Source organism: Leptothrix sp. (in: b-proteobacteria), assembly GCF_965250675.1.
Lineage (GTDB): Bacteria > Pseudomonadota > Gammaproteobacteria > Burkholderiales > Burkholderiaceae_C > Sphaerotilus.
In genome coordinates this window covers 140,985-158,175 of record NZ_CBDFPH010000008.1, presented here as the reverse complement: position 1 = coordinate 158,175, position 17,191 = coordinate 140,985, and the positions used below count along the sequence as shown (strand labels likewise).

Below are 17,191 nucleotides of genomic sequence, written 5' to 3'. Positions count from 1 at the left end.
GATCACGCCGGTGTCTGTCCGTGCCATGCCATTTCAGGTGCCGATCTGCTTGGGCGGCTTGTGGCCCCTCAAGGGTGGCTCAAGCTGTGAGCTGCCGCGCCCGCCTGCTTGATGCAGGTCAGCCGATGCGCTCGCCGCTGATGCGCCCGCGCCACAGGCGGGCCGGGCGAATCAGCGTGATGCCCCTCTTCAGAGGCCCAGGCGGCGACAGATTTCCAGCACCGTGGGGCTGGCGTTCATGGTGTAGAAGTGCAGCGCAGGCACGCCGGCGCTGCGCAGCTGGTCGCACAGGTCGGTGACCACGTCGAGGCCGAAGGCCTTGATGGACGCGGTGTCGTCGCCGAAGCCCTGCAGGCGCAGGCGGATCCAGCGCGGGATCTCGGCGCCGCAGCCGTCGGCGAAGCGGATGATGCCGCTGGCGTTGCTGATGGGCATGATGCCCGGCACCACCGGAATGTCGGCGCCCAGCGCCTGCGCGTCCTCGACGAAGCGGAAGTAGGCGTCGCTGTTGTAGAAGAACTGGGTGATGGCCGAATCGGCGCCGGCCTTCACCTTGGCCACATAAGCGTCCAGATCCGCCTGCGGCGATTTGGCCTGCGGGTGCATTTCCGGATAGGCGCCCACCTCGATGTGGAAGTGGTTGCCGGTCTCGGCGCGGATGAAGGCGACCAGATCGCTGGCGTAGCGGAACTCGCCCATGTTGCCGTAGCCGCTGGGCAGGTCGCCGCGCAGCGCGACGATGCGCTTCATGCCCATGGCCTGGAACTGCGCCAGCTTCTCGCGCACCGATTCACGCGTCGCGCCGACGCAGGTGAAGTGCGAGGCACCGTCCTGGCCTTCATTCAGGATGGCCTGCACGGTGCTCATCGTGCCGTCCTGCGTGCTGCCGCCCGCGCCGTAGGTCACCGAGCAGAACTGCGGCTTGAGCGCGTACAACTCCTGCCGCGTGGTGGCGAGCTTGGCGGCGCCCTCGGGCGTCTTGGGAGGGAAGAATTCCAGGCTCAGCGGCGGGAGGGCGGTCGTGGTGGTCATGACAGGTCCGGTGGGGTCGGGCGTGGCCGGCGTGCGGCCAGAGGCGGGATTCAGGTCGTGGGCTTCGTGGACTTCGCCGCCTTCTTGGGCTTGTCGGCCCTCTTCTTGGGCGTCGACTCGGCGATCGGCTTGTCGCCGGCCTCGGGGTGGCGCACCCACATGAAGAATTCGGTGTTGCCGTTGCCGCCGGTGATGGGGCTCTTGAAGTAGGCGTTGACCTTCATCGGCCAGGCGCGGCAGGTCTGGCGCGTGCGGGTCTCGACGTCGGTGAACAGCGCCTTGTCGCGCACGATGCCGCCCTTGCCGATCTGTGCCGGCTGCAGTTCGAACTGCGGCTTGACCAGCACCAGCAGGTCGCCGCCCGGCGCCAGGTACTTGAACAGGGTCGGCAGCACGTGCGACAGCGAGATGAACGACACATCGGCCGTGATGAAGCCGAAGCTCGCTTCTGGCCAGTCGGCGGCGAAGTCGCTGCCCTCGACGTCGCGGGCGTTGATGCCCTCGTAGCAGACCACACGCTCATCGGCGCGCAGCTTGGCGGCGAGCTGGTCGCGGCCGACGTCCAGGCCGACCACCTTGACCGCGCCCTGCTGCAGCAGCAGGTCGGTGAAGCCGCCGGTGCTCTGGCCCACGTCCAGGCAGGTGCGGCCGGTGACGTCGATGTCGCACTGGGCCATCGCGCCTTCGAGCTTGAGCCCGCCGCGCGAGACGAAGCGCAGCTCATCGCTGTTGGTGACTTCGATCTGCGCGCCCTCGGGCACGTCTTCGCCGGCCTTGGCCGGTACGGTCCAGCCCTTGGGGCCGAGCCAGCGCACTGCCTTGGTCTCGATCAACCGCTGGGCCGCGGAACGGGTGGGGGCGAGGCCCATTTGGACGATGAGTTGGTCAATGCGCATTGAAAATTCTGGCTCGGTCAAAAGAAAAGAAATACAGGGCAGGTGACGCGCGGCAGAACCGCGCGCCCCGACCTGCTTAGTAGCGGTACGTATCGGCCTTGTAAGGGCCTTGCTTGCTCACGCCGATGTAGGCGGCCTGCTCGTCGCTCAGCTCGGTCAGCATCGCGCCGACCTTCTTCAGGTGCAGGCGCGCGACCTTCTCGTCCAGGTGCTTGGGCAGCACATAGACCTTGCCGGCTTCATAGGCATCGGGCTTGGTGAACAGCTCGATCTGGGCGATGGTCTGGTTGGCGAACGACGAGCTCATGACGAAGCTCGGGTGGCCGGTGGCGCAGCCGAGGTTGACCAGGCGGCCCTTGGCCAGCAGCGTGATCTTCTTGCCGTCCGGGAAGGTGATGTGGTCGACCTGGGGCTTGATCTCGTCCCATTCGAGCTTTTCGAGCGAGGCGACGTCGATCTCGTTGTCGAAGTGGCCGATGTTGCAGACGATGGCCTCGTCCTTCATCGCCGCCATGTGCTCGTAGCGGATGACGTTCTTGTTGCCGGTGGCGCTGACGAAGATGTCGCACTTGTCGGCGGCGTACTCCATCGTCACGACCTTGTAGCCTTCCATCGCCGCCTGCAGCGCGTTGATCGGGTCGATCTCGGTCACCCACACCTGGGCCGACAGGGCGCGCAGCGCCTGGGCCGAGCCCTTGCCGACGTCGCCGTAGCCGGCCACGCAGGCCACCTTGCCGGCGATCATCACGTCGGTGGCGCGCTTGATCGAGTCGACCAGCGACTCGCGGCAGCCGTACAGGTTGTCGAACTTGCTCTTGGTGACCGAGTCGTTGACGTTGATGGCGCGGAACATCAGCGTGCCCTTGGCCGACATCTCGTTCAGGCGCAGCACGCCGGTGGTGGTCTCTTCGGTCACGCCGATGATCTGCGCGCCCTTGCGGCTGTACCAGGTGCCGTCCTGTGCCAGCTTGGCCTTGATGGCGTTGAACAGGCAGGTTTCTTCTTCGCTGCCCGGGTTGGCCAGCACCGACGGATCGGTCTCGGCCTTCTTGCCCAGGTGCATCAGCAGCGTCGCGTCGCCGCCGTCGTCGAGGATCATGTTCGGGCCTTCGCCTTCAGCACCCTTGGCGCCGAACTCGAAGATGCGGTGGGTGTAGTCCCAGTAATCGGCCAGCGTCTCGCCCTTGTAGGCGAACACCGGCGTGCCGGCGGCGACCAGCGCGGCGGCGGCGTGGTCCTGCGTGCTGAAGATGTTGCACGAGGCCCAGCGCACTTCGGCGCCCAGGGCTTGCAGCGTCTCGACCAGCACGGCGGTCTGGATCGTCATGTGCAGCGAACCGGTCACGCGTGCGCCCTTGAGCGGCTGGCTGGCGGCGAATTCCGAGCGGATGGCCATCAGGCCGGGCATCTCGGTCTCGGCGACCTTGATTTCCTTGCGGCCCCAGGGCGCGAGGGTCAGGTCGGCGACGTAATAGTCCTGGGCATGCAGGGTTTTGACAGCAGCGTTCATTGCGTTTACTCGGTCAGAGTCCGCCGCGCCGGATGAGTTTCAAGGGGGAACTGCCGGATGCAGCTCACCCTGAGACTCGCCGGTGGTGTGCGAGCGGGTGAGCGCCGTTGCCAGATGTGGGTTCCGAGCCTGGGGCGGGTGCATCACCTCAAGGTGAAGGACCGACCTCGCAACGCTCCTCGGAAGCAGGGCGCGATTCTAGCCAACCCGCTGCATGCCGGGTACGGCACTTGTCGCGGCATCGTGCACGGCTTGCGTGGGAGACTGCGCCACCCCAGTCAACCGGCACCTGCCCATCGCCCGCCATGACGCCCTCTTCGTCCCCTGCCGCTTCGCGCCCGCCGCCCGTTCTGCTGATGGCCGCCGCCCTGGCGCTGGCGTCTGCGGTGTCGCTCGGGCTGGCGCGCTTTGCCTACGGCCTGCTGCTGCCTGCCATGCGCGCCGACCTGGGCTGGAGCTACTTCCTGGCCGGGGCCATGAACACCGCCAACGCGGCCGGCTACCTGCTGGGCGCGCTGCTGATGCCGAGCCTGCTGGCGCGCTTCGACGCCCGCCGCCTGCTGCTGTGGGGCGGCTACAGCGCGGCGCTGCTGCTGGCGGCGCACGCGCTGACGCGCTCGGACTCGGTCTTGCTGCTGCTGCGTCTGATCACCGGCGTGGCCAGCGCGGCCAGCTTCGTCTGCGGCGGGCTGCTGGCCGCCCGGCTGGCCGGCCAGCAAACCGCCGAGCGCAGCCACAGCGCCGGGCTGGTACTGGGCATCTATTACGGTGGCGTCGGCCTGGGCGTGATCGCCTCGGCGCTGCTGGTGCCGGGATTCATGTCGGGCGCGCCCGCAGGCAGCCCGCCTGACTGGCCGACCGCCTGGCTCGCGGTGGCCGGCTGCGCCGCGCTCTTCACCCGGCTGACCGCCCGCGGCACCCGCGCCCTGAGCGCGCCCCCCACCGCCGCCAGCGCGCGCACCGCCGTGGCCTGGGTGCCGATGGGCTGGGCGCTGGCGGGCTACCTGTGCTTCGGGCTGGGCTACATCGGCTACATGACCTTCGTGGTGACGCTGCTGCGCGAGCAGGGCCAGAGCACGGCGCAGATCATCGGCTTCTACAGCCTGCTGGGCGCGGGCGTGGTGGCGTCGTCGTGGCTGTGGGCCGGGCTGCTGCAGCGGCATCGCAACGGCAGGGCGCTGATGCTGCTCAACGGCCTGCTGGCGGTGGCCACGCTGCTGCCGGTGCTGAGCCGCCAGCCGCTGGTGGTGCTGGTCTCGGGCGTGCTGTTCGGCGCGGTGTTCCTGTCGGTGGTGGCGGCCACCACCGCGTTCGTGCGCCACAACCACGCGCCGGCGGCATGGGCCTCGGGCATCACCGCCTTCACCATCGTGTTTGCCGCCGGCCAGATCATCGGCCCCAGCATCACCGGCTGGGTGGCCGATGCGGCTGGCGGCGGCACACTCGGGTTGACGCGCGGCCTGGCGATTTCGGCGGGGGTGCTGGCGCTGGGCTCGGTGCTGTCGAGCCGGCAGCGGGCGCTGGGCTGACGGGCGGCTTCAAGAAGGCTGGCCAACCCGCCGCACTTCTGCCGATCGCGCCGCGCCGGCGTGGCTAAGCTTGGACGACCTGTGCCTGGCCCCCGATTGAGGGCCCGGGCCGATCCTTGTCACCTACTGCGTCGGCATGTCCATCGTCCTTCCCGCTACCCCGACGCCCGCTGACGGCGTACCGCTCCTGATCGATCAGGAGCAGACGCTCGCCGAACAGGCCCAGACCGGCTTGTTCGTGGTCCAGGACGATGTGATCCGCTATGCCAACCCGGCGCTGACCGAATTGCTGGGCTGGTCGCACGGAGCGTTGATCGGTCAGTCGTATCTGGTCACCACCGCTCCGGCATTCCGCGAGCATGCCCAGGCCACGGTGCAGCGGCGGCTGATGGGCAAGATCGGCCGTCCCGGCCAGATGCGCTGCCAGCGCCAGGATGGCAGCACCTTCGAGGCGCGGGTCTTCGCCCGCCGCATCGATTTCCATGGCCACCCGGCCGTGCTGATCACGCTGCTCGACATCACCGAACTGCATGACGCGCTGCGTCGAGTCGAGTGGAATGCCGGCATGCTGGCTCACACCGAGGCGCTGTGCCGCTCGGGATCGTTCGAGGTCGAGTGGCCGTCCGGCACCGTCAAGCCCTCCAGCGGCTTGCGCGCGCTGGTGGGCCTGACCGCAGAATCTGGCACGCTGATGAGCCTGGACGCGCTGGCCTGGGTGCCCCCCGAGGAGCGCGCCTACGTGGCTGGCATCTGGCGCAACGCAACGCCGAACGAAGCGTTCGAATTCCAGCACCGCGTGCAGTGTGCCGACGGCCAGCGTCTGGTGGTTCTGCATCGCGGCATGCTGCGCGCCAGTGGCCTGCGCCGCATGCAAGGCGTGGCGCTGCTGCAGGACATCACCGCGCAGCGTGAGGCCGAGCAGCGCATCGTCGACCTCGCCAGCCACACCGAAGTCACCGGCCTGCCCAACCGCACTGCGCTGCTGGATCAGCTCGACGCCGCCATGCATGCCGCGCGCTGGGAGTCGCGCGGCTTCTCGCTGCTGACGATCGACGTGTCGCGCATCGCCGAGATCAAGTCCAGCATGGGCTTCGGCGCGGGCGACACGCTGGCCATGGCGCTGGCGGCGCGGCTGCAGGAGGCCTGCGGCCCGGGCGAGACGGTCGCGCAACTGGGCGACACCGAGTTCGCGCTGCTGCTGGAGGCTGGCCCGGACGGCGTGCCTATCGACGTGTTCGTGCGCGCCGAGGCGCTGCAGCGTCTGCTGCAGGCGCCGGTCCGCCTGGGCCTGACGGATGTCTTTCCGCAGGGCGTCATCGGCCTGGCTGCGTTTCCGCTCGACAGCGACACGCCCAACGGCTTGCTGGAGGCGGCGCAGACTGCGCGGCTGGACGTCAAAGGTGCCACCGGCATTGCTCAGTTTCGCCAGGAAGTCTCGGCCCGTGTCCGGCGTGACATGGCGATCGAGTCTGCGTTGCGCCACGCCATCGACCAGCAGGAGCTGACGCTGCACTACCAGCCGCAGGTCAACCTGGCCACCGGTGCCATCTGCGGTGCGGAGGCGCTGCTGCGCTGGAATTCAGCGCAGCTCGGCTTCGTCAGCCCGGCCGAGTTCATCCCGATTGCCGAGCGCTCGGGTCAGATCGGCGCCATCGGCGACTGGGTGCTGCGCCGCGCCTGCGAACAGCTCGCGACCTGGCGCCGTGCCGGACTGCCAGCGGTACGCCTGGCTGTCAACCTGTCACCTGCCCAGCTGCAGCGCCCCGATTTGGCACGCCACATTCAGACCCTGCTGCTGGAGACGGGCGCACGCGCCGGGAGCCTGGGCGTCGAGCTCACCGAAAGCATGCTGATGGCCGATCTGGAGCAGGCCATGACCACGCTGTGTGCCATCAAGGCCATCGGCGTGGAGATCGCGCTCGATGACTTCGGCACCGGCTACTCCAGCCTCAGCAGCCTGAGCCGCCTGCCGATCGACGTGGTCAAGATCGACCGATCCTTCGTGCAGGACGTGACGGCGGCGACGCAGCAGGTCTCGGTCACGCGCGCCATCATCAACATGGCGCACGACCTGCAGATGCGGGTGCTGGCCGAGGGCGTCGAGACGGACGGCCAGCTCAGCCTGCTGGCCTCGCACGGCTGCGATGAATTCCAGGGCTTCTGGTTCAGCCCACCCGTGCCGGTCGAGGCCTTCGAGGCCCTGCTGCGCGAGGGCCGGCGCCTGCCCGAGCGTTTCGTGACGCGCATGCACCGCACGCGCACGCTGCTGCTGGTCGATGACGAGGACAACATCGTCTCCTCGCTCAAGCGCCTGCTGCGGCGCGACGGTTATCACATCATCACCGCCACCAGCGCCGCCGAAGGCCTGTTGCGCCTGGCCGAGCATGAGGTCGATGTGATCGTCTCCGACCAGCGCATGCCCGGCATGACCGGCGTCGAGTTCCTGCGCCGCGCCAAGGCGCTCTACCCGCACACGGTGCGCATGGTGCTGTCGGGCTACACCGAGCTGCAGTCGATCATCGATGCCGTCAACGAAGGCGCGATCTACAAGTTCCTGACCAAACCCTGGGACGACCAGTTGCTGCGGGACCATGTGGCCGAGGCCTTCCGGCAGAAGGAACTGACCGATGAGAACCGCCGCCTGGCACGCCAGGTGCAGACCGCCAATGCCGACCTGGGCGAGCTCAACGAGCGGCTGGGTCGGCTGCTGGTCCAGCAGCGCGACCAGACCGAGCTGCTCGGCGCCAGTGTCGAAGGCACGCGAGGCATCCTGGACGACCTGCCGGTCCTGGTGCTGGGCCTCGATTCCGATGGCTTCGTGGCCTATGCCAATTCGCTGGCAGCGCGTTCGCTGGCTCATCATCCGAGCCTGCTCGGACACCCGGCCTGCGACGTGCTGCCGTGCCTGGGGGCCATACCAATGCCCGATTCCCTCGACATCGACGACCGGCGCTACCAGATCCACAAAAGCGAGCTCGTCACTGGTGGTGGTCCGCGCGGCCAGCTGCTGGTCCTCACTCCCCAACCCTTGCCCAGCAGCGTCTGACATGCCAGCGAGCTTCCTCACATCATGAGAACCACCCTCAGCCTGGCCGATCTGCGCCATCGCGTCCAGGCCCTGCCCGCATTGTCCCGTGCCGTGATGGATGCGCTGGTCATGCTGCGCCGTGATGACGCCAGCGACGACGAGTGCGCCACCTGCATCGCCCGTGACCAGGCCATCACCGCCCGGACGCTGCGCCTGGCCAATTCGGCTTTCTATGGCGTGCCGGGCCGGGTCTCCACCATCCGGGACGCCATGTGCATGCTGGGCCGTCGCACGCTGCGCGACCTGATCGCCACAGCGGCGGTGTCCGACCAGTTCGGCCACACCCACTGTGCCGGCTTTGACTTCAACGCCTTCTGGCGCCACAGCATCGGCGCGGCCATGGCGGCCCAGTTGTTGGCCGACGAACTCGGGCGCCACGGCGAGATGGCCTTCATCGGCGGGCTGGTGCACGACATCGGCCATCTGGCGCTGGCGGCCTACTTTCCGAACGAGACAGGCGTGACGCTGACGCTGGCACAGGCCCAGGACCGCCCGCTGCCAGAGGTCGAGCGTGAGGTGCTGGGCATCGACCACGCCCAGGTCGGCGCCATGATTGCCGAGCACTGGCGCTTTCCGGCGGCGGTGGTCGTGGCCATCCAGTGTCACCACACGATCACGGCGACCGAGGTTTTGAGCCCGCCGGACTCGCTCGCGCATCTGGTGCACCTGGCGAACGCCCTGTCGCACGCGCTGGATGCTGGTGGCACGGCGCTTGAACAGGTTTCCGCCATCGAGCCCGCGACCTGGGCGACCCTGGCCTTGTCGCCTGCGCAGGTGCTGCGTATTTTCAAACACACCGAGGCGGGCGTCATCGCCCTGTCCGAGGCCCTGGCCGTCCAGTTGAGGAATTGATTCATGGGTCTGTCCGACACTTGCGCCCCTGCTGCAGGCGCTGATACGGTAGCCTCGGCGCGCTGCCCCAGCTGCCCGTATGCCGATCAGATCGACCGCCTGATGCGCACCAACGACGAGCTGACGAGCCTCAACCGCAAGCTGCAGTTCGCGCAGGACCAGCTGGTGCAGTCCGAGAAGATGGCCTCGATCGGCCAGCTTGCGGCCGGCGTGGCGCACGAGATCAACAACCCGGTGGGCTATGTGTTCTCCAACTTCGGCACGCTGGAGCGCTACCTGGGTGACCTGTTCCGCATGCTGGCAGCCTACGAGCAGGCCGAGCCGCTGCTGGTCGGCACGCCGGTGGCGGCGCAGTTGGCCGCGCTGCGCGAGGAGGTCGAGCTCGACTACCTCAAGGACGATGTGCCCACGCTGATGGCCGAGTCGCGCGAGGGCATCACGCGGGTGCGCAAGATCGTGCAGGACCTGAAGGATTTCTCGCACGTCGATGCGCGCCAGGAATGGCAGTGGACGGATCTGCACAAGGGCATCGACTCGACGCTCAACATCGTCAACAACGAGATCAAGTACAAGGCCGAGGTGCGGCGCCACTACGGTGCGCTGCCCGAGGTGCAGTGCCTGGCCTCCGAGGTGAACCAGGTCTTCATGAACCTGCTGGTCAACGCTGCGCACGCCATCGACAAGGAGCGCGGCACCATCACTATCCGCACCGGCACCGAGGGCGACTGGGTGTGGATCGAGGTCGAGGACGATGGCTGTGGCGTGCCCAGGGACAACCTGACGCGTATCTTCGACCCCTTCTTCACCACCAAGCCGGTGGGCAAGGGCACGGGCCTGGGACTGTCGCTGTCCTACGGCATCGCCAAGAAGCATGGCGGCCTGCTGAGCGTGCAAAGCGAGGTCGGCCGCGGCACCTGTTTTCGCTTGACGCTGCCGGTCAGGCGCAGCGCGGCGGCCCAGCCATGAACACGCTCCCGGTGACCGGTCCGGACAAGGCGGCGGCGTCGACCGTGCTGTGCGTCGACGATGAGGTCAATATCCTGGCCGCCCTCAAGCGCGTGCTGCGCAGCGACGGCCACATCGTGCTGACGGCCACCAGCGGCGCCGAGGCGCTCGAGATGCTGGAGCGCCTGCCGATCGATCTGGTCATCTCCGACATGCGCATGCCCGGCATGGACGGAGCCCAGCTGCTGGAGCAGGTCCACCTGCGCTGGCCGTCGGTGGTGCGCATCCTGTTGACAGGCTTTGCCGACATGAGCTCGACCATCGCCGCCATCAACCGCGGCCGCATCTTCCGCTACGTCAACAAGCCCTGGGACGAGCAGGAGCTGCTCGCCTGCGTGCGCGAAGGCCTGAGCCGGCTCACGCTGCAGCGCGACAAGGAGCGCCTGGAGGCGCTGGCCCACCAGCAGAACGAGGAGCTCAAGCACCTCAACGCCGAACTGGAGACGCGCGTGCAGGCCCGCACCGCGGACCTGGCCGAGGCCAACGAGAAGCTCAATCGCCACTACCTGAAGTCCATCAAGGTCTTCTCCAACCTGCTGGAACTGCGCGGTGCCAAGTTCGCCGGCCACGGCCGGCGCGTGGCGGAAACCGCCCGGGACATTGCCCGCAAGATGGCGCTGTCGGAGGAGCAGGTGCTGCAGATCTTCGTCGCCAGCCTGCTGCATGACATCGGCATGATCGGCATGAGCGAGGCCACGCTCTTCAAGTCGGTGGACCGCTACAACTTCGAGGAAATGTCGAGCTACCGCAAGCACACCCTGCAGGCCGAGCAGTCACTGATGGCGCTGGAGGACATGCAGCCGCTGATGCCCATCATCCGCAGCCACCATGAGTGCTTCGATGGCAGCGGATTCCCGGACAAGCTGATCGGCGAGATGATTCCGCTGGGCGCGCGCATCCTGGCGGTGGCGGACGCTTTCGATGACCTGCAGAACAGCCACAGCGCCGCCGCCCGACTGACGGCGGTCGAGGCCCGCAAGGCGCTGAAGCTCGGCCGGGGCACGCGCTTCGACCCGGTGGTGCTGGCGGCCTTCGCGTCGCTGACCGAGCCTGCGCGGCCGGCGATGGCACCGCTGCCCTCGGTGGCGCTCCAGTCCGGCATGGTGCTGTCCGCCGACCTGTTGTCCAGCAACGGCATGCTGATGCTGTCGGCCGGGCATGAGCTGACCGCCAGCCTGATCGAGCGGCTGCGCGATTTCGAGGCCCGCCAGGGTGAGCCGCTGGAGTTCTTCATCGAGCCGCCGCCGCCATGAGGCGGCAGCGGCATCAAGCCTGGCTCAGGGTATGGGCCTGCCCCTGAAGGCCGGTCCGTTCCTCACAGCCCGGCCAGGTCGCGCAGCACGGCGACCTTGTCGGTGCGCTCCCAGGTGAACTCGGGCTCTTCGCGGCCGAAGTGGCCATAAGCCGCGGTCTTGGTGTAGATCGGGCGCAGCAGGTCGAGCATCTGGATGATGCCCTTCGGTCGCAGGTCGAACACCTCGCCCACGATCTGCGCAATGCGCTCGTCGGGGATCACGCCGGTGCCTTCGGTGTAGACCGTCACGTTCATGGGCTTGGCCACGCCGATGGCGTAGGCCACCTGGATCTGGCACTGCTTGGCGATGCCGGCGGCGACGATGTTCTTGGCCACGTAGCGGGCGGCGTAGGCGGCCGAGCGGTCGACCTTGCTCGGGTCCTTGCCCGAGAACGCGCCACCGCCGTGCGGGCAGGCGCCGCCGTAGGTGTCGACGATGATCTTGCGGCCGGTCAGGCCACAGTCACCCTGCGGGCCGCCGATGACGAAACGGCCGGTCGGGTTGATCAGGTACTTGGTGTTCTCGGTCAGCCATTCCTTGGGCAGCACCGGCTTGATGAGTTCCTCGCGGATGGCCTCGTAGAACGAGTCCGTCATGCGGTCGCCCAGGCTCTGCTCGGGGCTGTGCTGGGTGCTCAGCACGACGGTGTCGATGCTGTGCGGCTTGCCGTCGACGTAGCGCATCGTCACCTGGCTCTTGGCGTCGGGGCGCAGGAAGGGCAGGCGGCCGTCCTTGCGCAGCTGGGCCTGGCGCTCGACCAGGCGGTGGGCGTAGTAGATCGGCGCGGGCATCAGCTCGGGCGTCTCGTCGCAGGCGTAGCCGAACATCAGGCCCTGGTCGCCGGCGCCGATGTTGAGGTGGTCGTCGGAGGCATGGTCGACGCCCTGGGCGATGTCGTTCGACTGCTTGTCATAGGCGACCAGCACCGCGCAGCCCTTGTAGTCGATGCCGTACTCGGTGTTGTCGTAGCCGATGCGCTTGATGGTGTCGCGCGCGACCTGGATGTAGTCGACATGCGCGTTGGTCGTGATCTCGCCGGCCAGCACCACCAGGCCGGTGTTGCACAGCGTCTCGGCGGCGACGCGGCTGCGCGGGTCCTGTTCGAAGATCGCGTCGAGGATCGCGTCCGAGATCTGGTCGGCGACCTTGTCGGGATGGCCTTCGGAGACCGATTCGGAGGTGAAGAGAAAGTCGTTCGCCACGGAAAACTCCAGTGTGGTTGAGGTGGGGCGGTTCGCCTTGGGTCCTCTTGCGGAGTTCGCGGCGAACGCTTTAGCGGTTCTTGTTCATCACCACCCGGTGATGCGTGTCGGACAATCCGTGCATGAAGTCATGCCTGGGTCTCCGGCCCGTCGCCCCGCAAGTTGTTCTTTAACTCGGCGAAATCTCATTTTAATGCCGTGATATCAACCCTGTTCCGTCTAACAGCCCGCCTTCCGCTGGGCTTATTGCAGCGCATCGGTGCTTTTCTGGGCTGGCTGGCGTATGCCGCGTCGCCCACCTACCGTCACCGCATGCACCAGACCGCCGCACAGGCCGGCCTGCCGTGGCGCGTGGCGCGTCCGGCGGTGGCCTCGGCCGGCCGCATGGTGGCGGAGCTGCCGTGGCTGTGGTGTCGTCCGCCGCACCGCCCGCTCGGCCTGCTGGTGCAGTGGCAGGGCGCCGAGCATCTGGATGCGGCCCTGGCCGCCGGTCGCGGGCTGGTGATGCTGACGCCGCACCTGGGCTGCTTCGAGATCATTGCGCAGGCCTATGCCGAGCGCTGGGGCCACGTCCAGCCCATGACCGCGCTCTACCGCCCGGCCCGCCAGCCCTGGCTGCGCGAGCTGATGACGAGCGCGCGCGACCGCCCCGGCCTGCTCACCGCGCCGGCCACCCTGGCCGGCGTGCGGCAGATGATCCGCGCGCTGCGCGCCGGCGGCACCATCGGCCTGCTGCCCGACCAGGTGCCGCCCGAAGGCCTGGGCGTCTGGGCGCCCTTCTTCGGCCAGCCGGCCTACACCATGACGCTGGCCGCGCGGCTGGTGCAGCAGACCGGCGCGGCCTGGCTGCTGCTGGCCTGCGAGCGCCTGCCCGGCGGGCGCGGCTACGTCATCCGCGTCAGCCCGCCGCCCGAAACGCTGCCCGCGCCCGAGGCTGGCGCCGAAGCCGCCGCCGGCGTCATCAACCGCGCCATGGAAGGCCTGATCCTGGCGCAGCCGGGCGAGTACCTCTGGGGCTACCACCGCTACAAGCAGCCCCGCCCCCTGCCTGCCGCGATCGACACCACAACAAAAACCACGCCCAAAAACGAGACATGAGCGCCTTCTTCTCCCGTGCCCTGCTGGGCCTGATCTGGCTGCTGCACTGGCTGCCGCTGAACGTGCAAGCCGCGCTGGGCCGGGGCATCGGTGCGCTGATGTGGCGCCTGGCCGGCTCGCGTCGCCGCATCGCGCTGCGCAACCTCGAACTCTGCTTTCCCGAGCAGACCGAGGCCGAGCGCACGGCAACCGCCCGCGAGCACTTCGGCTGGGTCGGCCGCAGCTTTGTCGAGCGTGGCGTGCTCTGGTATGCGTCGCCGGCGCGGCTCAGGCGGCTGATCCAGGTCGAGGGCGACGTCGGCCTGGCCGAGCGCAGCGAGCGTCCGGTGATGTGGCTGGTGCCGCACTTCCTGGCGCTGGATGTGGCCGGCGTTGCCACCCAGCTGTTCCAGAGCCGCCGCGTCGGCTCGATCTACCAGCAGCAGAGCAGCGACGTGTTCGACGCCGCCATGAAGGCCGGCCGGCTGCGCTTCGGCAACGCCGAGATCTACCCGCGCAGCGACAGCGCCAAGCCGCTGATGCGCGCCATCAAGCGCGGCGACGCCTTCTTCAACCTGCCCGACATGGACTTCGGTGCGCGTGACGCCGCCTTCGTGCCCTTCTTCGGCGTGCCTGCGGCCACGCTGCTGGCACCGTCGCGCATGGCGCGTGCACTCGGCATGGTGGTGCAGCCGGTGGTGGCCGAGATGCTGCCCGGCGGCGCCGGCTACAAGGTGCGCTTCCTGCCCGCCTGGCACGATTTCCCCAGCGCCGACGCGGTGGCCGACACTGAGCACATGAACCGCTGGATCGAGAGCGAAATCCGCCGCAACCCGAGCCAGTACCTCTGGGTCCACAAGCGCTTCAAGACCCGGCCGGCCGGCGAAGCCCCGCTTTATTGAGCCTTGACGCGCGAAACACCTGCTGATAATCCCGCCATGAAGCTGCGTTTCACCAAGATGCAAGGCGCGGGCAACGACTTTGTCGTGCTCGACGCCACCGCCACGCCGCTGGCCCTGACGCCGGCGGACTACCGTTTCCTGGGCGACCGGCGCTTCGGTGTCGGCGCCGACCAGATCCTGGTGGTCGAGCGCAGCGCCACGCCGGGCGTCGACTTCCGCTACCGCATCTTCAACGGCGGCAGCGGCGAAGAGGTCGAGCAGTGCGGCAACGGCGCGCGCTGCTTCGTGCGCTTCGTGCGCGAGCAGGGCCTGACCGACGCCGACACGGTGCGGGTCGAAACCGTCACCACCCAGCTCGAACTGACGATGCAGCCCGACGGCCGCGTCACCGTCGACATGAACCAGCCGGTGTTCACGCCCGCGCAGATTCCGTTCGACGCCAGCGGCCTGACGCCGCAGCTGCAGAACGGCTTCGAGCTGTGGCCGCTGGACCTGGGCGCTGAAGGCAGCGTGGATGTGGCTGTGGTCTCGATGGGCAACCCACACGCCGTGCTGCGCGTGGCCGATGCCGACGCCGCGCCGGTCGAGCGCCTCGGGCCGCTGATCGAAGGCCATGCGCGCTTTCCGCGCCGCGTCAACGCCGGCTTCCTGCAGGTGGTCTCGCGCGGCGAGGTGCGCTTGCGCGTCTACGAGCGCGGTGCTGGCGAAACCCTGGCCTGCGGCACCGGCGCCTGCGCGGCGGTGGTGGCGGGCATCCGCGCCGGCTGGCTCGATGACACGGTCGACGTGCACACGCGCGGCGGCCGGCTCACCATCCGCTGGGCGGGTCTTGGCCAGCCGGTGCTGATGACCGGGCCGGCGCAGACCGTCTACACCGGCGAGGTGGAATTGCCCGCTCCCGCCCTGGCCTCCGATGCCTGAGAACCCCGGAACCGACATGACCCCCATCGACGGCATCACCGAAGACGACATCGCCAACTACCTGGCCAACACGCCGGGCTTCTTCGAGCGCCACGCCGAACTGCTGGCCAGCGTCGAGCTGGCCAACCCGCACGGCGCGCGCGCCATCTCGCTGCAGCAGCGCCAGATGGAGATGCTGCGCGAGCGCATCCGCGGGCTGGAGCGCCGCATCATGGACATGATCCGCCATGGCCAGGAGAACGCCGGCTTCACCGACCGCCTGCACCAGTGGACCCGCTCGCTGATGCTGGTGCCCGACGCGCGCGACCTGCCCGACGCGCTGGTGCTCGACCTGCAGGAGCAGTTCCTCATCCCTCAGGTGGCGATCCGGCTGTGGGACGTGGCGCCCGAATTCGCCAACGAGCCGTTTGCCGCCGCCGTGAGCGCCGAGGCCCGCCACTTCACCGCCGGCCTGACCGTGCCCTACTGCGGCGCCAACGCCGCGTTCGAGGCGGTGCAGTGGCTGCCCGAGCCGCAGCACATCACCTCCATCGCGCTGGTGCCGCTGCGCCGTGCGCTGTCGGCGCCGGCCTTCGGCCTGCTCGTGCTGGCCTCGCCCGACCCGACCCGCTACAGCGCCGAGATGGGCACCGAATTCCTGGTCCGCGTCAGCGAACTCGCCAGCGCCGCGCTGACCCGCCTGCTGCCGGCAGCGGACTGACCCGCCGCAGGTCGCCGTGGCCGAGCCCGACACCCCGGCCCCGCTGGGCGAGCTGCCCCGCGAGTTCCTGACCTACCTGCGCGTGCAGCGCCGCCTGGCCGACCGCACACTGGTCATGTACACCCAGGCGCTGCAGCGGCTGGAGGCTGGCGCTGCGGCCAAGGCGGTCGACCTGCTGGCCGTGCGCCCGCAGCACGTGCGCTACTGGTCGGCCCGGCTGCATGCGCAAGGCCTCGGGCCGCGCAGCATCGCCATCCACCTGGCCGCGTGGCGCGGCCTGTACCGCTGGCTCGGCCAGCAAGGCCATGTGGCGATGAACCCGGTCGATGGCCTGCGCCCGCCGCGCGGCGCCCGCCCGCTGCCCAAGGCGCTGCCGGTCGACCAGGCGGTGGCGCTGGCCTCTTTCGAGCACCATGCGACGCCCGACCGCGACCTCAGCGCGCACCAGCAGGTGCTTGACGTGCGCGACCACGCCATCACCGAGCTGCTCTACAGCTGCGGCCTGCGCATGGCCGAGCTGACCGGGCTGGACCACCGTTACCACCCCGCCGCGCGCGGCTGGATCGACCTGGACAGCGCCGACGCCCACGTGCTCGGCAAGGCCAGCAAGCGCCGCGTGCTGCCGGTGGGCGCGCCCGCACTGGCCGCGCTGCGTGCCTGGCTGGCGGTGCGCGAGCAGCTGGCCGATGCCGGCGAGCCCGCCCTCTTCGTCAGCCAGCAAGGACAGCGCCTCACCGACGGCCAGCTGCGCCGCCGCCTGAGCCAGCGCGCCAGCCAGGCCGGCCTGAGCAGCCACATCCACCCCCACATGCTTCGCCACAGCTACGCCAGCCACCTGCTGCAGTCCAGCGGCGACCTGCGCGCCGTGCAGGAACTGATGGGCCACGCCCGCATCAGCACCACGCAGATCTACACCCGGCTCGACTTCCAGCACCTGGCCAAGGTCTACGACGCCACGCACCCGCGGGCACGCAGTCAATCTGTTGACAAGTCTATTGATAATGCTGTTGATAAAAAAAATTCTTCTGCGCCAGAAGCTGACGAATAAACGCCGAGTTGCTGCCTTCGGCGTCAACGAACGGTCAATTCCGAGCAGTTTTTTGCGTTTTGCCCCGGCCTGCAGCGGTACGCCTCAATAAAACGGGAGAGATGCCGAAGAAACGGTCCTGTCTGCAGGGAGTC

At 68.6% G+C, this 17,191-nt stretch carries 14 protein-coding genes and 1 riboswitch; of the genes, 10 read left to right on the top strand and 4 right to left on the bottom strand.

All coding sequences use genetic code 11. The features are described from left to right. Positions 1 to 189: 189 nt before the first annotated feature. The 3 genes from metF to ahcY form a co-directional block, all read right to left on the bottom strand. Positions 190 to 1,032, bottom strand: a complete 843-nt coding sequence (gene metF / locus AC5IG3_RS09880; RefSeq protein WP_491906128.1) for a methylenetetrahydrofolate reductase [NAD(P)H] — start codon at positions 1,030 to 1,032, stop codon at positions 190 to 192. A 50-nt stretch (positions 1,033 to 1,082) separates the two neighbouring features. Further along, positions 1,083 to 1,901 (bottom strand): TlyA family RNA methyltransferase, encoded by an 819-nt coding sequence (locus AC5IG3_RS09875; protein WP_491906127.1) that lies wholly within the window; start codon positions 1,899 to 1,901, stop codon positions 1,083 to 1,085. A 103-nt stretch (positions 1,902 to 2,004) separates the two neighbouring features. Next, entirely contained in the window at positions 2,005 to 3,438 is a 1,434-nt protein-coding gene (gene ahcY / locus AC5IG3_RS09870) for an adenosylhomocysteinase (protein WP_491906126.1), read from the bottom strand. A 92-nt stretch (positions 3,439 to 3,530) separates the two neighbouring features. Next, a riboswitch (S-adenosyl-L-homocysteine riboswitch) is annotated at positions 3,531 to 3,625 on the bottom strand. 118 nt (positions 3,626 to 3,743) lie between these two features. Between ahcY and AC5IG3_RS09865 the strand changes: the two genes are divergently transcribed. The 5 genes from AC5IG3_RS09865 (at position 3,744) to nosR (ending at position 11,165) form a co-directional block, all read left to right on the top strand. Next, positions 3,744 to 4,967, top strand: a complete 1,224-nt coding sequence (locus AC5IG3_RS09865) for a YbfB/YjiJ family MFS transporter (protein WP_491906125.1) — start codon at positions 3,744 to 3,746, stop codon at positions 4,965 to 4,967. 136 nt (positions 4,968 to 5,103) lie between these two features. Beyond that, positions 5,104 to 8,013 (top strand): EAL domain-containing protein, encoded by a 2,910-nt coding sequence (locus AC5IG3_RS09860; protein ID WP_491906124.1) that lies wholly within the window; start codon positions 5,104 to 5,106, stop codon positions 8,011 to 8,013. A gap of 24 nt (positions 8,014 to 8,037) precedes the next feature. After that, positions 8,038 to 8,907 carry an HDOD domain-containing protein gene (locus AC5IG3_RS09855; protein ID WP_491906123.1) on the top strand — a complete coding sequence of 290 codons (870 nt, stop codon included), beginning with the start codon at positions 8,038 to 8,040 and terminating at the stop codon, positions 8,905 to 8,907. A gap of 3 nt (positions 8,908 to 8,910) precedes the next feature. Further along, complete coding sequence (locus AC5IG3_RS09850; protein ID WP_491906122.1) at positions 8,911 to 9,873, top strand: ATP-binding protein; 963 nt, start codon at positions 8,911 to 8,913, stop codon at positions 9,871 to 9,873. Further along, entirely contained in the window at positions 9,870 to 11,165 is a 1,296-nt protein-coding gene (gene nosR / locus AC5IG3_RS09845) for a response regulator c-di-GMP phosphodiesterase, NosR family (RefSeq protein WP_491906121.1), read from the top strand. The genes AC5IG3_RS09850 and nosR overlap by 4 nt, the downstream gene beginning before the upstream one ends. A 62-nt stretch (positions 11,166 to 11,227) precedes the next feature. Here the strand turns inward: nosR and metK are convergent, their stop codons facing one another. Continuing rightward, on the bottom strand, positions 11,228 to 12,409 hold the full coding sequence (metK, locus tag AC5IG3_RS09840) for a methionine adenosyltransferase (protein ID WP_491906120.1): 1,182 nt from the start codon (positions 12,407 to 12,409) through the stop codon (positions 11,228 to 11,230). A 201-nt stretch (positions 12,410 to 12,610) separates the two neighbouring features. Between metK and AC5IG3_RS09835 the strand changes: the two genes are divergently transcribed. From AC5IG3_RS09835 to AC5IG3_RS09815, 5 genes are read left to right on the top strand one after another with little or no spacing between them, the layout of a single operon-like run. Further along, complete coding sequence (locus AC5IG3_RS09835) at positions 12,611 to 13,507, top strand: lysophospholipid acyltransferase family protein (RefSeq protein WP_491906773.1); 897 nt, start codon at positions 12,611 to 12,613, stop codon at positions 13,505 to 13,507. Continuing rightward, the gene (locus tag AC5IG3_RS09830) at positions 13,504 to 14,388 is read left to right on the top strand and encodes an LpxL/LpxP family acyltransferase (RefSeq protein ID WP_491906119.1); all 885 of its coding nucleotides are present in this window, start codon (positions 13,504 to 13,506) and stop codon (positions 14,386 to 14,388) included. The genes AC5IG3_RS09835 and AC5IG3_RS09830 overlap by 4 nt, the downstream gene beginning before the upstream one ends. A 36-nt stretch (positions 14,389 to 14,424) precedes the next feature. Then, entirely contained in the window at positions 14,425 to 15,309 is an 885-nt protein-coding gene (gene dapF / locus AC5IG3_RS09825) for a diaminopimelate epimerase (RefSeq protein WP_491906118.1), read from the top strand. A 16-nt stretch (positions 15,310 to 15,325) separates the two neighbouring features. Further along, positions 15,326 to 16,009, top strand: coding sequence for a DUF484 family protein (locus AC5IG3_RS09820; RefSeq protein ID WP_491906117.1), 684 nt, complete (start codon positions 15,326 to 15,328; stop codon positions 16,007 to 16,009). Positions 16,010 to 16,025: 16 nt separating this feature from the next. Further along, on the top strand, positions 16,026 to 17,057 hold the full coding sequence (locus tag AC5IG3_RS09815; RefSeq protein WP_491906116.1) for a tyrosine-type recombinase/integrase: 1,032 nt from the start codon (positions 16,026 to 16,028) through the stop codon (positions 17,055 to 17,057). The last annotated feature ends 134 nt before the right edge of the window (positions 17,058 to 17,191 follow it).